The organism is Streptomyces sp. NPDC001027, assembly GCF_040299045.1.
Lineage (GTDB): Bacteria > Actinomycetota > Actinomycetes > Streptomycetales > Streptomycetaceae > Streptomyces.
Window position 1 is genome coordinate 1 of record NZ_JBEPBI010000054.1, and the last position, 17,274, is coordinate 17,274.

A 17,274-nucleotide genomic window follows, 5' to 3' on the forward strand; every position below is an offset into this window, starting at 1 on the left:
GGCGCCGATGGGGGGCTCGCCGGGCCCGTCCTAGGCGTCCCGGCGGACCTCGACGACGCGGAAGCGGTTCGCGACGAACGCGCCGTCGGTGAGGGCCGCGTTGGCCGCCGGGTTGCCGCCCGAGCCGTGGAAATCGGAGAACGCGGCGGTCTGGTTGACGTAGACGCCGCCGGTGAGGTTCAGGGAGAGCTGGGCGGCCTCGTCCAGGCAGACTTCCTCCACGGCCCTCTCGACCTCGGCGTCGGTCGTGTACGCGCCGACCGTCATCGCGCCCTTCTCCCGCACGGTGCGCCGCAGCAGGGCCACGGCGTCGGCCGCGGAGTCGACCGCGACGGCGAATGAGACCGGGCCGAAGCACTCGCTCATGTAGGCGGCCTCGTCGTCCGGCTTGGCGCCGTCCAGCTTGACGATCACCGGGGTGCGCACGATCGCGTCGGGGAACTCCGGGTTGGCGACCTCGCGGGAGGCGAGGGCGACCTCGCCGAGGCCCGCCGCGGCCTCCAGACGGGCCTTGACGTCGGGGTTGACGATCGCGCCGAGCAGGGCGTTCGCGCGCGCGTCGTCGCCGAGGAGGCCGTCGACCGAGCGGGCGAGGTCGGCGACGACCTCGTCGTAGGACTTCGGGCCCTCGTCGGTGCGGATGCCGTCGCGGGGGATCAGCAGGTTCTGCGGGGTGGTGCACATCTGGCCGCTGTACAGGGACAGCGAGAACGCCAGGTTGGCGAGCATGCCCTGGTAGTTCGCGGTCGACTCCACGAGCACCGTGTTGACGCCGGCCTTCTCGGTGTAGACCTGCGCCTGGCGGGCGTTGGCCTCCAGCCAGTCGCCGAAGGCGGTCGAGCCGGTGTAGTCGACGATCCGGATCTCGGGGCGCGTGGCCAGCGTCTTGGCGATGCCCTCGCCGGGGCGCTCGGCCGCCAGCGCGACGAGGTTCGGGTCGAAGCCGGCCGCGGCGAGCACCTCGCGCGCGACGCCCACGGTCAGCGCGAGCGGCAGCACCGCGCGCGGATGGGGCTTGACCAGGACCGCGTTGCCGGTGGCGAGCGAGGCGAACAGGCCCGGGTAGCCGTTCCACGTCGGGAAGGTGTTGCAGCCGATGAGCAGGGCGACGCCGCGCGGGACGGGCGTGAAGGTCTTGGTCATCGCGAGCGGGTCGCGCTTGCCCTGGGGCTTGCTCCACTCCGCCGTGTCCGGGGTGCGGACCTGTTCGGCGTAGGCGTAGGCCACTGCCTCCAGACCGCGGTCCTGTGCGTGCGGGCCGCCCGCCTGGAACGCCATCATGAAGGCCTGTCCGGACGTGTGCATGACGGCGTGCGCGAACTCGTGGGTGCGGTCGCTGATCCGCTTGAGGATCTCCAGACAGACCACCGCGCGGACCTCCGCGCCCGCGTCCCGCCAGGCGCGCTGTCCGGCGCGCATCGCGGGCAGCAGCGCGTCCGGGTCCGCGTGCGGGTAGGAGACGCCGAGCTCGGGGCCGTACGGCGAGACCTCGCCGCCCACCCAGCCGTCCGTGCCGGGCTGCCCGAGGTCGAGGCGGGTGTTCAGGACGGCGTCGAAGGCCGCCTTTCCGGCTGCCGCGTCCAGGCTGCCGTTCTCCCCGTAGGCCTTGGGGTGTTCCGGGTGGGGGGACCAGTACGCGCGTGTGCGGATCGCTTCCAGGGCCTGATCGAGGGTGGGCCGGTGCTGGGCGATCAGAGCGTGCGCGGTCGGTTCGGCGGCGGCCATGCGGGACCAACTCCTCGTCTTGAGAACTCTCCGTCGAGCTCATGACCTGGCGGAGACCTGGGCAGGAACAGCCAGTCACGGTTAGAGTAACCGAACGATCGGTCGGGACAAGGGGGCCTGCCGCATCTGTGGAAATCTTCGTGCGGGAGGATCGCGCACATGACAGGACTCGACCCCAGCAGCGCCGTCGCCGTCGTCGGCGTCGGCACCATGGGCCAGGGCATCGCTCAGGTCGCCCTGGTCGCGGGACACCCCGTGCGGCTGTACGACGCCGTTCCCGGCCGTGCCCGCGAGGCGGCCGCCGCGATCGGCGCCCGTCTGGACCGGCTCGTCGAGAAGGACCGTCTCGCCGCCGCCGACCGGGACGAGGCGCTCGCCCGGCTGCGGCCCGCGGAGAGCCTCGCCGACCTCGCGGACTGCTCCCTGGTCGTGGAGGCCGTCGTCGAGCGGCTGGACGTCAAGCAGGAGCTGTTCCGGCAGCTGGAGGACGTCGTCGGCGAGGACTGCCTGCTCGCCACCAACACCTCCTCCCTGTCGGTGACCGCGGTCGCCGGCGCCCTGCGCAGCCCGGGGCGCTTCGTCGGCCTGCACTTCTTCAACCCGGCGCCGCTGCTGCCGCTGGTCGAGGTCGTCTCCGGGTACGCCACCGACGTCACGTCGGCCACGCGCGCGTACGAGACCGCCCGCGCCTGGGGCAAGACGCCGGTCGCCTGCGCCGACACCCCCGGCTTCATCGTCAACCGCATCGCGCGGCCCTTCTACGCCGAGGCGTTCGCCGTCTACGAGGCGCAGGGCGCCGACCCGGCCACCATCGACGCGATCCTGCGCGAGTCCGGCGGCTTCCGGATGGGCGCCTTCGAGCTGACCGACCTGATCGGACAGGACGTCAACGAGTCGGTCACGCACTCCGTGTGGCAGTCCTTCTTCCAGGACGTGCGCTTCACGCCCTCGCTCGCCCAGCGGCGCCTGGTGGAGTCGGGCCGCCTCGGCCGCAAGACCGGCCAGGGCTGGTACGACTACCGGGAGGGCGCCGAGCCGGCCGAGCCGCACACCGCGGAGCAGGCCCGGCCGCCCGCGTACGTCGTCGCCGAGGGCGATCTGGGCCCCGCGTCGGAGCTCCTCGCCCTGATCCGCGAGGCGGGCATCCAGGTCCGCGAGGAGGAAGAGGACCACGGCACCCGCCTGGTGCTGCCCGGCGGCGGCCAGCTCGCCCTCGCCGACGGCCAGACCTCCGTGGAGTTCCGCGACGTCGTCTACTTCGACCTCGCCCTGGACTACCGCAAGGCCACCCGCATCGCCCTGGCCTCCTCCCAGGACACCTCCGCGCAGACGATGTCCGAGGCGGTCGGTCTGTTCCAGGCGCTCGGCAAGGACGTCAGCGTCATCGGGGACGTCCCCGGCATGATCGTCGCGCGGACCGTCGCGCGGATCGTCGACCTCGCGCACGACGCGGTCGCCAAGGGCGTCGCCACCGAGGAGGACGTCGACACCGCGATGCGCCTCGGCGTGAACTACCCCCTCGGCCCCTTCGAGTGGAGCCGCCGGCTCGGCCGCACCTGGGCCTGCGCCCTCCTCGACGACCTGCACGAACGCGACCCCTCCTGCCGCTACGCGCCGTCCCTCGCGCTCTACCGCTACTCCTACGCGACCGAGAAGCGGGAGGGCGCCTCGTGACCACCGCCAAGCGCGACACGTACACGCCGGAGACCCTGCTCTCCGTCGCCGTCCAGGTGTTCAACGAGCGCGGCTACGACGGCACCTCCATGGAGCACCTCTCCAGGGCGGCCGGCATCTCCAAGTCGTCGATCTACCACCACGTCGCCGGCAAGGAGGAACTGCTGCGGCGCGCCGTCAGCCGGGCGCTGGACGGCCTGTTCGGGATCCTCGACGAGGAGCACGCGCGCGTGGGGCACGCCTCGGAGCGCCTCGAGTACGTCGTGCGGCGCATGGTCGAGGTCCTCATCGGCGAGCTGCCGTACGTGACGCTGCTGCTGCGCGTGCGCGGCAACACCGACACCGAGCGGTGGGCCCTGGAGCGCCGCCGCGACTTCGACCACCGGGTCGCCGAGCTGCTGAGGGCGGCCGCCGCCGAGGGGGAGGTGCGCGGCGACATGGAAGTGCGGCTCGCGACGCGCCTGGTCTTCGGGATGATCAACTCGATCGTCGAGTGGTACCGGCCCGGCGGCCGGGGGATGGTCGAGAGCGAGGTCGCGGACGCGGTCGTGCGGCTCGTCTTCGAGGGCCTGCGGACGGCTCGTTAGCGCTCAGCCCTGCGGCTCCAGGTCCTCCTCCTCGAACACCAGCAGGGTGCGCGTGCTGAGCACCTCGGGGATCGCCTGGAGACGGGTGAGGACCACCTCGCGCAGCGCCCGGTTGTCGGGTGTGTGCACGAGGAGCAGGACGTCGAAGTCGCCTCCGACCAGCGCGATGTGGGAGGCGCCGGGCAGCTGTCTGAGCTGCTCGCGCACGGTCCGCCAGGAGTTCTGCACGATCGTCAGGGTGATGTAGGCGCTCGTGCCCTGTCCCGCCCGCTCATGGTCGACGCGGGCGCCGAAGCCCCGGATGACGCCGTCCTCGATGAGCCGGTTGATCCGCGCGTAGGCGTTGGCCCGGGAGACGTGGACCCGTTCGGCGACCGACCGTATGGAGGCGCGGCCGTCCGCCTGGAGCATCTGCAGGATGTCCTGGTCGATGGCGTCGAGCGGACGCGGCGGCGGCAGCGGAGCGCCGGCCGGCGGCGCGGGAACGACGCCGGAGGACGGCGGCGGGCCGCCCGACGACTGGACGCCGCCTGACGCGGAACCGACCGGCGGAAGCGTGGCACCGTTCTCCGGCCCTTCGGCCATTTGTTCAGGTGCCATGTCCCCCCGCCTCTCCCATATGGACGTACTGCATCCATCTCAGGCTGTGGAGAACCGTTTGTCCACAGCCTGAGGGGCCCTGTAGCCAAAATGTGCCGACGACCGAACAATCGGTAGGTGAGGCGCATCACAACCGACGCGCCGCCCGTAGCCGTTCCTACGAGGAGGTGCCGTCATGACGGTCATGGAGCAGCGGGGCGCCTACCGGCCCACCCCGCCGCCGGCCTGGCAGCCCCGTACCGACCCCGCGCCGCTGCTGCCCGACGCGGAGCCGTACCGCGTCCTCGGCACCGACGCCGCCGCGCAGGCCGACCCGGAGCTGCTGCGCCGGCTGTACGCGCAGCTCGTGCGCGGTCGCCGGTACAACGTCCAGGCCACCGCCCTCACCAAGCAGGGCAGACTCGCCGTCTACCCGTCCAGCACCGGTCAGGAGGCCTGCGAGGTCGCCGCCGCGCTCGTCCTGCAGGAGCGGGACTGGCTCTTCCCCAGCTACCGCGACACCCTCGCGGTCGTCGCACGCGGCGTGGACCCCGTCGAGGCCCTCACCCTGCTGCGCGGCGACTGGCACACCGGCTACGACCCCTACGAGCACCGGGTCGCGCCGTTGTGCACCCCGCTCGCCACCCAGCTCCCGCACGCCGTGGGCCTCGCGCACGCCGCCCGCCTCAAGGGCGACGACGTGGTCGCGCTCGCCATGGTCGGCGACGGGGGCACCAGCGAGGGCGACTTCCACGAGGCGCTGAACTTCGCCGCCGTCTGGCAGGCGCCGGTCGTCTTCCTGGTGCAGAACAACGGCTTCGCGATCTCCGTGCCGCTCGCCAAGCAGACCGCCGCCCCGTCGCTGGCCCACAAGGCCGTCGGCTACGGCATGCCGGGCCGGCTGGTCGACGGCAACGACGCGGCCGCCGTGCACGAGGTCCTGGCCGACGCCGTGCGCCGCGCGCGGGAAGGCGGCGGACCGACCCTCGTGGAGGCGGTGACGTACCGCATCGACGCGCACACCAACGCCGACGACGCCACCCGCTACCGCGCCGACGCCGAGGTCCAGACCTGGCGTGAGCACGACCCGATCGAACTGCTCGAGCGCGAACTGACCGCACGCGGGCTGCTCGACGAGGACACCCGGCGCACGGTGCGGGAGGCCGCCGAGGACATGGCCGCCGACCTGCGCGCCCGGATGAACCAGGACGCGGACCTCGACCCCATGGACCTGTTCTCCCACGTCTACGCCGAACCCACGCCGCAACTACGCGAGCAGCAGGAACTGCTGCGGGCGGAGCTCGAGGCCGAGCAGGAAGGCGCGCACCGATGACGACGGTCGCCCTCAAGCCCGCCACCATGGCGCAGGCCCTCACGCGCGGGCTCCGCGACGCGATGGCCGCCGACCCGACCGTGCACGTCCTGGGCGAGGACGTGGGAGCCCTCGGCGGGGTGTTCCGGGTCACCGACGGGCTCGCGAAGGAGTTCGGGGAGGACCGCTGCACGGACACCCCGCTCGCCGAGGCCGGCATCCTCGGCACCGCCGTCGGCATGGCCATGTACGGCCTGCGGCCGGTGGTGGAGATGCAGTTCGACGCCTTCGCCTACCCGGCGTTCGAGCAGCTCATCAGCCATGTCGCACGCATGCGCAACCGCACCCGCGGCCGGATGCCCCTGCCGATCACCGTCCGGGTGCCCTACGGAGGCGGCATCGGCGGCGTCGAGCACCACAGCGACTCGTCCGAGGCGTACTACATGGCGACCCCGGGCCTGCACGTCGTCACGCCCGCCACGGTCGCCGACGCCTACGGTCTGCTGCGCGCCGCCATCGCCTCCGACGACCCTGTCGTCTTCCTCGAACCCAAGCGCCTGTACTGGTCGAAGGACTCCTGGAACCCGCAGGAGCCGCAGCCGGTCGAGCCGATCGGCCGCGCGGTCGTGCGGCGCCCGGGCCGCAGCGCGACCCTGATCACGTACGGGCCGTCGGTTCCGGTCTGCCTGGAGGCAGCCGAGGCGGCGCAGGCCGAGGGCTGGGACCTGGAGGTCGTCGACCTGCGGTCCCTGGTGCCCTTCGACGACGAGACGGTCGCCGCGTCGGTGCGGCGCACCGGCCGGGCGGTCGTCGTCCATGAGTCGGGTTCGTTCGGCGGCCCGGGCGGAGAGATCGCGGCCCGTGTCACCGAGCGCTGCTTCCACCACCTGGAGGCGCCGGTGCTGCGCGTCGCCGGGTTCGATCTGCCGTATCCGCCGCCGATGCTGGAGCGCCACCACCTGCCCGGCGTCGACCGCATCCTGGACGCCGTGGCACGGCTGCAGTGGGAGGCCGGGAACTGATGGCACAGGTGCTGGAGTTCAAGCTGCCCGACCTCGGAGAAGGGCTCACCGAGGCGGAGATCGTCCGCTGGCTGGTCCAGGTCGGCGACGTGGTCGCCGTCGACCAGCCGGTCGTGGAGGTCGAGACGGCCAAGGCGATGGTCGAGGTGCCCTGCCCCTACGGCGGCGTGGTCACGGCCCGCTTCGGCGAGGAGGGCACGGAACTGCCCGTCGGCGCCCCGCTGATCACGGTCGCGGTCGGCGCCCCCGCGTCCGGCGACGCGCTCGGGCCCGCCGACCCGCCCGGGCGCGGTGCGCCGGCCGGGCAGGCCGAGGGCTCGGGCAACGTGCTGGTGGGCTACGGCACCTCCGAGGCCCCGGCACGCCGCAGGCGGGTACGGCCGGTTCAGCCGACCGCCGCCCCGGCGATGCCGCACGCATCCTCCCCGGCCCCGGCTCCCGCTCCGGCCCAGGTTGCGGGCGCGACGGCTTCGGCCGCGGTGCCGCAGGCCGTGTCCGGCGCCGCCCCGGCTTCGCCTTCCGCTTCGACCTCGGCTTCGGCTTCGGCTTCGGCTTCGGTGAGCGTGCCGGTCGAGGCCGGCGCCGTCCGCAGTCCGCACCCGGCGTCCGACGGCCCCGTCCCCGTGATCTCTCCGCTGGTCCGTCGCCTCGCGCGGGAGAACGGCCTGGATCTGCGGCAGCTCACCGGCTCCGGGCCCGAGGGGCTGATCCTGCGGGCCGATGTGGAGAACGCCCTGCGTGCTCCTGCCGCACCGGCCGGCGCCCAGACCGCGCGGCCCCTGCCGGACGCCGCCGTGACGCCCGCGCCGGGCACCGCCGCCGACGGCCGCCGCATCCCCCTCAAGGGCGTCCGGGGCGCCGTCGCCGACAAGCTCTCCCGCAGCCGGCGCGAGATCCCCGACGCCACCTGCTGGGTGGACGCCGACGCGACGGAGCTGATGCGCGCCCGCGCCGCCATGAACGCGGCCGGCGGACCGAAGATCTCGCTCCTCGCGCTCCTCGCCCGGATCTGCACTGCGGCCCTGGCCCGGTACCCCGAGCTCAACTCCAGCGTCGACACGGCAGCCCGCGAGATCGTCCAGTTCGACCACGTCCACCTCGGGTTCGCCGCGCAGACCGAGCGCGGACTCGTCGTCCCGGTCGTCCGCGACGCACACGCCCGGGACGCCGAGGGCCTCACCGCGGAGTTCGCCCGGCTCACCGAGGCCGGCCGCGCCGGACGCCTCACCCCGGCCGATCTCACCGGCGGCACCTTCACGCTGAACAACTACGGCGTGTTCGGCGTCGACGGATCCACGCCGATCGTGAACCACCCCGAGGCGGCCATGCTCGGCGTCGGCCGCATCGTGCCCAAGCCATGGGTGCACGAGGGCGAACTGGCCGTGCGCCAGGTCGTCCAACTCTCGCTCACCTTCGACCACCGGGTGTGCGACGGAGGCACGGCCGGCGGCTTCCTGCGCCACGTGGCGGACTGCGTGGAGCAGCCGGCGGTGCTGCTGCGCACGCTGTGAGCGCGGACGGGCTCGTACGCTCCCCGTGATCCGGGGGGACGGGATGCCCGAGGCGGACCGCATACTCGTGGGGTGACCTCGAACGAGTGCGTCGTCTACGACGCCGTCGTGCTGGCCGGCGGCGGCGCCCGCAGGCTGGGCGGCGCCGACAAGCCAGGTGTGCGGGTGGGCGGGCGCGCGCTGCTGGACCGGGTACTCGGGGCCTGCGCCGACGCGCGCGTCACCGTCGTCGTCGCCGAGCACCGCCCCACCGCCCGGCCGGTGCGCTGGACACGCGAGGAGCCGCCCGGGGCGGGCCCCGTCGCCGCGCTCGACGCCGGTCTGCGCCACACCGCGGCCGACGACGTCCTCGTCCTCTCCGCCGATCTGCCGTTCCTCACCGCGGACACCGTGCGGCGGCTGCTGACGGCCCTGCGCGCCGGGACGGTCGAGGGCGCGCTGCTCACCGACGGCGACGGCCGCGACCAACCCCTCGTCGCCGCCTACCGCACGGCGGCGCTGCGCCGCGAGCTGGCGGTGCTCACCGCGGACCGGGGCGGCCTCGCCGGGCTCCCCCTGCGCCGGCTGACCGCCGGACTCGAACTCACCCGCGTCCCCGACCCCGTCGCGTCGTTCGACTGCGACACCTGGGACGACATCGCCTCCGCCAGGGCACGGATCAGGGAGCATGGCCACGTGTTGGATGAATGGATTTCCGCAGTCAAGGACGAACTGGGCGTCGACCTCGACGTCGACACCGCCGCCCTGCTCGACCTCGCGCGGGACGCCGCCCACGGGGTGGCCCGGCCCGCGGCCCCGCTGACCACCTTCCTGGTCGGCTACGCGGCCGCACAGGCCCAGGGAGGCCCCGAGGCCGTCGCCGAGGCCGCCCGCAAGGCCGCAGCGCTCGCGCTGCGCTGGGCCCAGGAGGCGCAGGCCGAGCAGGACCGGCCCGCCGGACCGGCCGGCACGGAACCCACCGACACGGGCCCCACCGACACGCGGTCCGCCGGCACGGAACCCACCCGCTCCGGACCGGACGCCGGATGAGCCCCGGCGGCATGGGACAGGGCCTCGACGCCGAGGACCTCGACGTCGAGGAGGCGCTCGCCCTCGTGAAGGACGGCAACAGCCCCGCCCGCCCTACCGGCGGCCACGGTTCGGGACGGCGTGCGAGCGAAGGCGCCCCGCCGTCGCGCACCCCGGACACGGGGCATCGGGCCGCCGCACAGGGGCACCGTCACCGGGCGACCCCCTGGCCGGAGGCCCGCGCGATCGCCGCCCGGGCGGCGCGTCCCGGCGCAGCCCGCCGCGCCCCCGTCTCCGTGACCCTCGGCGACGCGCTCGGACTCGTCCTCGCCGCTCCGCTGACCGCGCTCACCGACCTGCCCTCGTTCGACACCTCGGCGATGGACGGATGGGCGGTCGCCGGGCCCGGCCCTTGGCACGTCCGGGACGAGGGTGTGCTGGCAGGAAGCGCGACCCCGGCGCCCCTCGCCGACGGCGAGGCCGTCCGCATCGCCACCGGAGCCCGGATCCCCGCGGACACCACCGCGGTGCTGCGCAGCGAGCACGGGCGCACCGACGACAACGACCGGCTGCACCCCACCCGCGAGATGCAGCACGGCCAGGACATCCGGCCCCGGGGCCAGGAATGCCGCAGCGGGGACCATCTGCTGCTCGCCGGAGCGGTGGTGACGCCGGCCGTGCTCGGTCTCGCCGCGGCCGCCGGATACGACACGCTGAGCGCCGTCCCCCGGCCCCGGGTCGAGGTGCTCGTCCTCGGCGACGAACTGCTCGCCGAGGGCCGTCCGCGCGACGGACTCATCAGGGACGCGCTCGGCCCGATGCTGCCCCCGTGGCTGCGCGCGCTCGGCGCGGACGTCATCGCCGTGCGCAGGCTCGGCGACGACGCGAAGGCCCTGCACAAGGCGGTCACCGGCTCGGGCGCCGACCTCATCGTCACCACCGGCGGCACCGCCGCAGGCCCCGTCGACCATGTGCACCCCACACTGCGCCGTATCGACGCCGAACTCCTCGTGGACGGCGTGCAGGTGCGCCCCGGCCACCCCATGCTGCTGGCCCGCACCAAGGACGACCAGCACCTCGTCGGTCTGCCCGGCAATCCCCTCGCGGCCGTCTCCGGCCTGCTCACGCTGGCGGAGCCGCTGGTGCGGACCCTGGCGGCCCGCCCGGCGCCCGAGCCGTACGCACTGCCCTTGCGGGACACGGTGCACGGGCATCCGTACGACACCCGGCTCGTCCCGGTGTCCCTTCGGGGCGACCACGCCGTGCCGCTGCACTACAACGGGCCGGCCATGCTGCGCGGGATCGCGGCGGCCGATGCCCTCGCCGTCGTGCAGCCGGGTGGTGCGCGGGCGGGTCAGGAGGCCGAACTCCTCGACCTGCCCTGGGCGACGGCCGGAGTCGGCGCCTGTTTCACGTGAAACAGACGGCCTTCAGGACGCGGTGCTCCTTGCAGCGGTGCTCCATGAAGCCGTGTTTCACGAAGCGGAGCTCCATGAAGCCGTGTTTCACGTGAAACTTTCCTGTTCGTCGGCGGCCGGGACGGCCCGGCTGACGGTGATCACACGGTCCCCCGACTGGAGGCGGGTGAGCCGGGGGTCCGCGTAGTCCAGGAGCTGCTTGCCCCGGACGACGGCCACGATCAGGTCGGCGCAGGAGCGCGGCGCCTCTCCCACCTCCGCACCGGCGACCGGGCGCTCGATGAGGTCCAGGCCGCTGCCGAGGGTCATCAGGTTCTCCAGCGTCTGGGCCACGGTCGGGCTGACCAGCGACACGCCGAGCAGCCGGCCGGCGGAGCTGGAACTGGTGACGACGGTGTCCGCGCCGCTCTGCTTGAGCAACGGCACGTTCTCGTCCTCGCGGGCGGCGACGACGATCGTGGCACGCCGGTTGAGCTGGCGGGCGGTGAGGGTGACGAGGGCCGCGGTGTCGTCGCGCTGGGGGGCCACGATCACCCGGGAGGCGTTCTGCACCTCGGCCTTCACCAGGGTCTCCGAGCGGGTGGCGTCGCCTGTCACCGACACGAGTCCGTCGTCGCCGGCCTGGAGCGCGGACTTGCGCTGTGCGTCCACGATCACGATCTGGTCCTTGGCGATGCCGTTGCCGATCAGCGTCTCCACCGCGTGCCGGCCTTTGGTGCCGTAGCCGACGACCACGATGTGGCCGTGGGTGCGGACCCGCCAGCGGTGGATGCGGACCTGCTGCCGGGTGCGTTCGGTGAGCACCTCGAGGGTGGTGCCGACCAAAATGATCAGGAACAGGACGCGCAGCGGCGTGATGACGAGAATGTTGATGAGCCGGGCCGTGTCACTGACGGGGGTGATGTCGCCGTAGCCGGTGGTGGAGAGCGTCACGGTGGCGTAGTAGGCGGCGTCCAGGAGGCTCACGGAGCCGTCCGCGTTGTCGTTGTAGCCGTCGTGGTCGGCGTAGACGATCAGTGTGGTGATCGCGAGCACCAGCAGGGCGATGCTGAGGCGGCGCAGCACCTGCAGCAGCGGGGGCGCGCCGATCCGTACGGGCATCGTGATGGAGCGGCCCGCCTCGGCGTCGTCCCGGGCTTCGGTGCGTGAGCGGTACCAGAGGGACCTGAAGAGGGACAGTCTGACCGGACGTGCCGGCGGTCGTTCGTGGTCCTTCAACCCGTGCCCCCTGTGATGGTGATCCGAACGGTGGGCACCATGGTTCCCGGCGGGCCCGTGCCCGTCATGCTGCAACACGTGTCCATGAGCCCGCAGATGTCCATGATCCCGGAGGTCCCCTTGCGCGACCACACTGTCGTCGTCGGCTTCGGAACGAAGGGTCGGTCTGCGATCCGGACGGCCTGTGCCTCCGGGCTGCGCAAGGAGCAGGTCGTGGTGATCGACCCGAGCGCGAAGGTGATCGACGCGGCCCGTGCCGAGGGCTACGAGGGCGTCGTCGGCGATGCCACGCGCAGCGATGTGCTGCGGCGGGCGGAAGTGCAGCGGGCGGGGCGGATCGTCATCGCGACCCAACGCGACGACACGGCCGTGCTGGTGGCGCTGACGGCCCGGCAGCTCAATCCGGGGGCGAAGATCGTGGCGGCGGTGCGCGAGGAGGAGAACGCGCCGTTGCTCCGCCAGTCCGGCGCCGACGAGGTCATCACCAGTGCCGGCGCGGCAGGCCGGCTGCTCGGTCTTTCGGTGCTCAGTCCGGCGGCGGGCAGCGTCATGGAGGACCTCATCCGGCAGGGCGACGGGCTCGACCTCGTGGAACGGCCCGTCACCAAGGCCGAGGTCGGCCGGGGGCCGCGGGACACGGCCGACCTGGTGGTGAGCGTCGTCCGGGGCCACCGGGTGCTCGCCTACGACGATCCGGCGATCGGGGTGCTGGAGCCGACGGACCGGCTGGTCGCGATCGTGCGGATCGGCCCCGGCCCCGGGCGGGCCCCGCTCGGGACGCCGGGCATGCCGGGCGTCCCGCCGCTCCCGCCGGCCTGAGACGCGTTGCCGGCTACTTCCGGTTGTACAGCCGCATGGTGACCGGCCCGAAGACCAGCACGAACAGTCCCGCCCAGCCCAGCGTCCAGGCGATCTCGGCGCCCGGCCAGTCGCCCGCCATCAGGCCGCGCACCGCCGAGGCGAGATGGGTGACGGGGCTGTTGTTGACGAACGCCTGCAGCCAGCCCGGCATGGTGTGCGGGTCGACGAACACGTTGGACAGGAAGGTGAGCGGGAAGATCACCATCATGCTGACGCCCATCACCGACTTCTCGGTGCGCAGCAGCAGCCCGAACATCGTCCAGATCCACGAGAACGCGAACGAGAAGACGATCAGCAGGGCGATGCCGGCGACGACTCCCGCCACCCCGCCGTCCGGCCGGTAACCGAGCACGAGGCCCACGGTGAGCATGACCACGGACGCGATGGCGTAGCGCAGGGCGTCGCCGAGCAGATAGCCGACCATGGTCGACGGCCGCCAGATCGGCAGCGACCGGAAGCGGTCGAAGACGCCCTTCTCGATGTCGGTGTTCACGGAGACGCCCGTGTACATCGTGATCATCACGACCGACATCACCAGGATGCCCGGCAGCAGGAACTGGATGTACTTCTCCGGGGAGCCGGCGAGGGCGCCCCCGAAGAGGTAGGTGTACATCAGCACCATCATGATCGGGAACGCGGTCACGTCGAAGAGCTGTTCCGGCACGTGCTTGATCTTGAGGATCGCCCGCCAGCCGAAGGTCAGGGACGCGGACAGCGCGCTCGGGCGCGGTGGCCGCTCCTTCATGACGAGCAGGGCGGCCAGCGATTCGGCGCTGACCGGCGCCAGGTCCTGGACGTCCGTGGTGGTCGTGGTGCTCATGCCGCCTCCTCGCCTTCCCGGGCCGTCCGGCTGCCGGTGTCGGCCTGTGTGTCGTGTCCGGTGAGGGCGAGGAACACCTCGTCCAGGCTGGGCTGGCCCAGGGAGAAGTCGTCGACGGTGACGCCGGCCCGGGCGAGCTCGCCGAGGGCGCGGGCGGCCTGCGCGGCGGCGCCGTCCTGCGCGGCGGCGCTCAGCCGGGCGGTCAGCGCCACGGGGTCCGGCTCGGGCTGGACGTCGGCGTCCAGCGTCAGCCGCAGCACCTGTTCGGCCGTCGGCCGCTGATCGGCGTCGCGCAGCCGCAGATGGACGGAGCCGGCGCCGACGGACGCCTTCAGCTCGCCCTTCGTGCCCTCGGCGATGACCCGCCCCCGGTCGATGACGGCGATCCGGGACGCCAGCTTGTCTGCCTCGTCGAGGTACTGCGTGGTCAGCAGCACGGTGGTGCCCTGGGCGACCACCGCCCGCACGATGTCCCAGACCTGGTTGCGACTGCGGGGGTCGAGTCCGGTGGTCGGCTCGTCGAGGAAGAGCAGGTCGGGCGTGCTGAGGATGGAGGCGGCGATGTCGATGCGGCGCCGCATGCCGCCCGAGTAGTGCTTGACCTGCTTTGCGGCGGCTTCCCCGAGTCCGAAGGCGGCGAGGAGCTGGGCGGACCGTTCGCGCGCCGCCTTCTTGCCGTGTCCGAGGAGCCGCCCGAGCAGCACCAGGTTCTCGGTGCCGGTGAGGTCCTCGTCGACGGAGGCGTACTGGCCGGTGAGACTGACGCGGCCGCGCACCTCGTCGGCCTCCCGGACGACGTCGTGGCCGAAGATCCGCGCCTCACCGCCGTCGGGCCGCAGCAGCGTGGCGAGCATCTTGACGGTGGTGGTCTTGCCGGCGCCGTTCGGGCCGAGGAGGCCGTAGACCGTGCCGGTGGGCACGACGAGATCGACGCCGTCCACGGCCCTGGTGCCGCCGAACGTCTTCACCAGGCCCACGGTCTCGATCGCCGGGCCGGCGGGGTGATCGCTCATGGGGTTCCTTCCGCGTACTCGGGCTACGCATGGGGAGACCTTTACCTTCGCCGGAACTCATCGGTGATCGCACCCGGGTTTTCGCCCGAGGCCCTCGCGGCCCGTCGCGGACCATGATCGGAGGGGGCGGAAAGGGGGGAGTAGCGTCGCCCTCATGCATGCGATCACGATTCCCGAACCCGGTGGTCCCGAGGCGCTGGTCTGGGACGAGGTCCCCGATCCCGTACCCGGCGAGGGCGAGGTCCTGGTCGACGTGGTGGCCAGCGCCGTCAACCGCGCCGACATTCTGCAGCGGCAGGGCTTCTACGACCCGCCGCCCGGGGCCTCCCGGTATCCGGGCCTGGAGTGCTCCGGCCGGATCGCCGCGCTCGGCCCGGGCGTGTCCGGCTGGAACGTCGGCGACGAGGTGTGCGCGCTGCTCGCGGGCGGTGGATACGCGCAACGGGTCGCCGTGCCGGCCGGCCAGCTGCTGCCCGTGCCGCAGGGCGTCGACCTGCGGCAGGCCGCCGCGCTCCCCGAGGTCACCAGCACCGTCTGGTCGAACGTCTTCATGATCGCCCACCTCAGGCCGGGCGAGACGCTGCTGGTGCACGGCGGGTCCAGCGGCATCGGCACCATGGCGATCCAGCTGGCCAAGGCCGTCGGCGCGAAGGTCGCCGTCACCGCGGGCACCGCCGCGAAGCTGGACCGGTGCGCCGGACTGGGCGCCGACATCCTGATCGACTACCGCGAGCAGGACTTCGTCGCCGAGCTGAAGAAGGCCACCGACGGCGCGGGCGCGGACGTCATTCTCGACAACATGGGCGCGAAGTACCTGGACCGCAATGTGCAGGCTCTCGCCGTCAACGGCCGGCTCGCGATCATCGGCATGCAGGGCGGCGTCAAGGCGGAGCTGAACATCGGCATGCTCCTCGGGAAGCGGGCCGCCGTCAGCGCGACGTCGCTGCGGGCCCGGCCGCGAGGGGAGAAGGCCGCCATCGTGGCGGCCGTGCGCGAGCATGTCTGGCCGCTGCTGGAGGGCGGCCATGTGCGGCCCGTCGTCGACCGCGAACTGCCGATGAGCGAGGCGGCCGCCGCCCACCGCGTCGTCGAGGAGAGCGGCCATGTCGGCAAGGTGCTGCTGATCGCTCCCTGACGCCGACCCGCCCGGGGCGTCTTAGCCAGGGCGTGTTGTCGCCCTATCCGCGCCGCAGGCGCAGCGCCGCGAGGGCGAGGGCGATGCCGAGCCCGATGAGGACGAGACCGCTGCCGAGCGGGAGGATCTCCAGTACGGGACCGTCGGCCCGCTCTCCCTGGGCGGCCGGCCGGCGTACGTCGTCCCGCGGCGCGGCCGGGGTCGCGGGAACGGCGGCCTCCGGCGACGCGGGCGCGGCGGTGTCCTCGCCGGTGTCGCCGTCCTCGGCCTCCGCGTCGCCGGCGCTCGCCTCGTCCGGTTCTTCGGGCAGCGCGCCCACACCGGAGGCGTCGTCCGCCGTCTCGGCCTCGTCGGCGGCCCGCCCGGGGCGCTGTCGTCCTTCGCCCGCCCGGCTGCCCGCCCGGTCCGGTTCACGGGGAGACGGGGACGGGCCGGCGGACTGCGGTGCGACGGCGGGCGCCGGGGCGGCCGCGTGTCCCGGGGCGGCCGCGTACGACGCGCCGCCGCTGCCCGGCAGCAGCAGGCACACGCCGGCCAGGGCCACCGCTCCCGTCGCCGCCGGCGTCCGCACGAGCGCGGCCGTGCGCCGCCGCGACCGCTTCCGTGCGCGCACCGCCGCGCGCTCTCGATCGCCGGTGCGCGTCGCGCCCGAGGTCCGCTGCCATGGAGTCACGTCCGTGACCCCCTCCCACTGCCCGGTCGCCAAGAGGAGACCTAAGAAAAGGACGCGACAAGCCTCACATTCGGGAAATGGGGCCGCATTCCGGAATCCGCCGAACGGGAGCGACGGCAGCTGACGCGGGGGCCGCACGTCGACCGGGCGGAGTGTGCGCGAGAATGGCGGCATGGAGATGTCGAGGAACGAAAGGTCGCCGGAGAACGCCCAGAAGATCCTGGTCGTCGGCCAGGACGGCATGGCGCTGGGCGGCATCGACGCCGACGAGGACTCCCGTGAGATCCCGGTGACGGAGCAGGTCGAGCAGCCCGCGAAGGTGATGCGCATCGGCAGCATGATCAAGCAACTGCTCGAGGAGGTGCGCGCGGCTCCTCTGGACGAGGCGAGCCGGGTCCGGCTGAAGGAGATCCACTCGAGCTCGGTGAAGGAGCTGGAGGACGGCCTGGCGCCGGAACTGGTCGAGGAACTGGAGCGGCTCTCCCTGCCGTTCAACGAGGAGTCGACTCCGAGCGACGCGGAGCTGCGCATCGCGCAGGCCCAGTTGGTCGGCTGGCTCGAGGGCCTCTTCCACGGCATCCAGACCACCCTCTTCGCGCAGCAGATGGCCGCGCGCGCCCAGTTGGAGCAGATGCGCCGAGCCCTGCCGCCGGGCGTCGGCCACGAGGGCGGCGACGACCCGCGCGCGGGCGGGCGCACCGGCGGACCGTACCTGTAG

General features: G+C 73.2%; 15 protein-coding genes and 1 pseudogene. 10 read left to right on the forward strand and 6 right to left on the reverse strand.

Features of this window, described 5'->3' with window-relative positions:
- Window positions 1–30 precede the first annotated feature (30 nt).
- On the reverse strand, window positions 31–1,725 hold the full coding sequence (paaN, locus tag ABT300_RS17430; RefSeq protein WP_351676221.1) for a phenylacetic acid degradation protein PaaN: 1,695 nt from the start codon (window positions 1,723–1,725) through the stop codon (window positions 31–33).
- Window positions 1,726–1,884: 159 nt separating this feature from the next.
- Between paaN and ABT300_RS17435 the strand changes: the two genes are divergently transcribed.
- Both ABT300_RS17435 and ABT300_RS17440 read left to right on the forward strand, forming a co-directional pair.
- Window positions 1,885–3,399 (forward strand): 3-hydroxyacyl-CoA dehydrogenase, encoded by a 1,515-nt coding sequence (locus ABT300_RS17435; protein WP_351676223.1) that lies wholly within the window; start codon window positions 1,885–1,887, stop codon window positions 3,397–3,399.
- Window positions 3,396–3,986, forward strand: a complete 591-nt coding sequence (locus tag ABT300_RS17440) for a TetR/AcrR family transcriptional regulator (RefSeq protein ID WP_351676225.1) — start codon at window positions 3,396–3,398, stop codon at window positions 3,984–3,986. Before ABT300_RS17435 ends, ABT300_RS17440 begins: the two co-directional genes overlap by 4 nt.
- Before the next feature lie 3 nt (window positions 3,987–3,989).
- On the opposite strand, the gene ABT300_RS17445 is transcribed toward ABT300_RS17440, so the two are convergent.
- A complete protein-coding gene (locus ABT300_RS17445) occupies window positions 3,990–4,586 on the reverse strand; it encodes an Lrp/AsnC family transcriptional regulator (RefSeq protein ID WP_351676227.1) in 597 nt (198 codons plus the stop codon).
- Between the two features lie 175 nt (window positions 4,587–4,761).
- Between ABT300_RS17445 and pdhA the strand changes: the two genes are divergently transcribed.
- From pdhA to ABT300_RS17470, 5 genes are all read left to right on the forward strand, one after another.
- On the forward strand, window positions 4,762–5,898 hold the full coding sequence (gene pdhA, locus ABT300_RS17450) for a pyruvate dehydrogenase (acetyl-transferring) E1 component subunit alpha (RefSeq protein ID WP_351676229.1): 1,137 nt from the start codon (window positions 4,762–4,764) through the stop codon (window positions 5,896–5,898).
- Window positions 5,895–6,899, forward strand: a complete 1,005-nt coding sequence (locus tag ABT300_RS17455) for an alpha-ketoacid dehydrogenase subunit beta (protein WP_351676231.1) — start codon at window positions 5,895–5,897, stop codon at window positions 6,897–6,899. Before pdhA ends, ABT300_RS17455 begins: the two co-directional genes overlap by 4 nt.
- On the forward strand, window positions 6,899–8,410 hold the full coding sequence (locus ABT300_RS17460; RefSeq protein WP_351676233.1) for a dihydrolipoamide acetyltransferase family protein: 1,512 nt from the start codon (window positions 6,899–6,901) through the stop codon (window positions 8,408–8,410). Before ABT300_RS17455 ends, ABT300_RS17460 begins: the two co-directional genes overlap by 1 nt.
- A gap of 72 nt (window positions 8,411–8,482) precedes the next feature.
- Window positions 8,483–9,439, forward strand: a complete 957-nt coding sequence (locus ABT300_RS17465; protein WP_351676235.1) for an NTP transferase domain-containing protein — start codon at window positions 8,483–8,485, stop codon at window positions 9,437–9,439.
- Window positions 9,440–9,450: 11 nt separating this feature from the next.
- A complete protein-coding gene (locus tag ABT300_RS17470) occupies window positions 9,451–10,836 on the forward strand; it encodes a molybdopterin molybdotransferase MoeA (RefSeq protein ID WP_502977953.1) in 1,386 nt (461 codons plus the stop codon).
- Between the two features lie 87 nt (window positions 10,837–10,923).
- On the opposite strand, the gene ABT300_RS17475 is transcribed toward ABT300_RS17470, so the two are convergent.
- A complete protein-coding gene (locus ABT300_RS17475; RefSeq protein ID WP_351676239.1) occupies window positions 10,924–12,054 on the reverse strand; it encodes a potassium channel family protein in 1,131 nt (376 codons plus the stop codon).
- Window positions 12,055–12,174: 120 nt separating this feature from the next.
- Between ABT300_RS17475 and ABT300_RS17480 the strand changes: the two are divergent.
- A pseudogene (locus tag ABT300_RS17480) lies at window positions 12,175–12,873 on the forward strand (potassium channel family protein); the annotation flags it as partial.
- Window positions 12,874–12,886: 13 nt separating this feature from the next.
- Here ABT300_RS17480 and ABT300_RS17485 read toward each other — a convergent pair.
- Both ABT300_RS17485 and ABT300_RS17490 read right to left on the reverse strand, forming a co-directional pair.
- A complete protein-coding gene (locus ABT300_RS17485) occupies window positions 12,887–13,735 on the reverse strand; it encodes an ABC transporter permease (RefSeq protein WP_351676240.1) in 849 nt (282 codons plus the stop codon).
- Entirely contained in the window at window positions 13,732–14,748 is a 1,017-nt protein-coding gene (locus tag ABT300_RS17490; protein WP_351676243.1) for an ATP-binding cassette domain-containing protein, read from the reverse strand. The genes ABT300_RS17485 and ABT300_RS17490 overlap by 4 nt, the downstream gene beginning before the upstream one ends.
- Window positions 14,749–14,902: 154 nt before the next feature.
- Between ABT300_RS17490 and ABT300_RS17495 the strand changes: the two genes are divergently transcribed.
- Complete coding sequence (locus tag ABT300_RS17495) at window positions 14,903–15,883, forward strand: NAD(P)H-quinone oxidoreductase (protein ID WP_351676246.1); 981 nt, start codon at window positions 14,903–14,905, stop codon at window positions 15,881–15,883.
- A gap of 43 nt (window positions 15,884–15,926) precedes the next feature.
- Here ABT300_RS17495 and ABT300_RS17500 read toward each other — a convergent pair whose 3' ends face one another.
- Window positions 15,927–16,556, reverse strand: coding sequence for a hypothetical protein (locus ABT300_RS17500; protein WP_351676249.1), 630 nt, complete (start codon window positions 16,554–16,556; stop codon window positions 15,927–15,929).
- A 172-nt stretch (window positions 16,557–16,728) separates the two neighbouring features.
- Between ABT300_RS17500 and ABT300_RS17505 the strand changes: the two genes are divergently transcribed.
- Complete coding sequence (locus ABT300_RS17505) at window positions 16,729–17,274, forward strand: bacterial proteasome activator family protein (RefSeq protein ID WP_319186746.1); 546 nt, start codon at window positions 16,729–16,731, stop codon at window positions 17,272–17,274.

Excerpts from the sequence above, each read along its gene's own strand:
- ABT300_RS17495 (WP_351676246.1), top strand. The coding sequence starts at position 14,903 with ATGCATGCGATCACGATTCCCGAACCCGGTGGTCCCGAGGCGCTGGTC.
- ABT300_RS17455 (WP_351676231.1), top strand. The coding sequence starts at position 5,895 with ATGACGACGGTCGCCCTCAAGCCCGCCACCATGGCGCAGGCCCTCACG.
- ABT300_RS17505 (WP_319186746.1), top strand. The coding sequence starts at position 16,729 with ATGGAGATGTCGAGGAACGAAAGGTCGCCGGAGAACGCCCAGAAGATC.
- ABT300_RS17490 (WP_351676243.1), bottom strand. The coding sequence starts at position 14,748 with ATGAGCGATCACCCCGCCGGCCCGGCGATCGAGACCGTGGGCCTGGTG.
- ABT300_RS17435 (WP_351676223.1), top strand. The coding sequence starts at position 1,885 with ATGACAGGACTCGACCCCAGCAGCGCCGTCGCCGTCGTCGGCGTCGGC.
- ABT300_RS17485 (WP_351676240.1), bottom strand. The coding sequence starts at position 13,735 with ATGAGCACCACGACCACCACGGACGTCCAGGACCTGGCGCCGGTCAGC.
- ABT300_RS17470 (WP_502977953.1), top strand. The coding sequence starts at position 9,451 with ATGGGACAGGGCCTCGACGCCGAGGACCTCGACGTCGAGGAGGCGCTC.
- pdhA (WP_351676229.1), top strand. The coding sequence starts at position 4,762 with ATGACGGTCATGGAGCAGCGGGGCGCCTACCGGCCCACCCCGCCGCCG.
- ABT300_RS17460 (WP_351676233.1), top strand. The coding sequence starts at position 6,899 with ATGGCACAGGTGCTGGAGTTCAAGCTGCCCGACCTCGGAGAAGGGCTC.
- paaN (WP_351676221.1), bottom strand. The coding sequence starts at position 1,725 with ATGGCCGCCGCCGAACCGACCGCGCACGCTCTGATCGCCCAGCACCGG.
- ABT300_RS17445 (WP_351676227.1), bottom strand. The coding sequence starts at position 4,586 with ATGGCACCTGAACAAATGGCCGAAGGGCCGGAGAACGGTGCCACGCTT.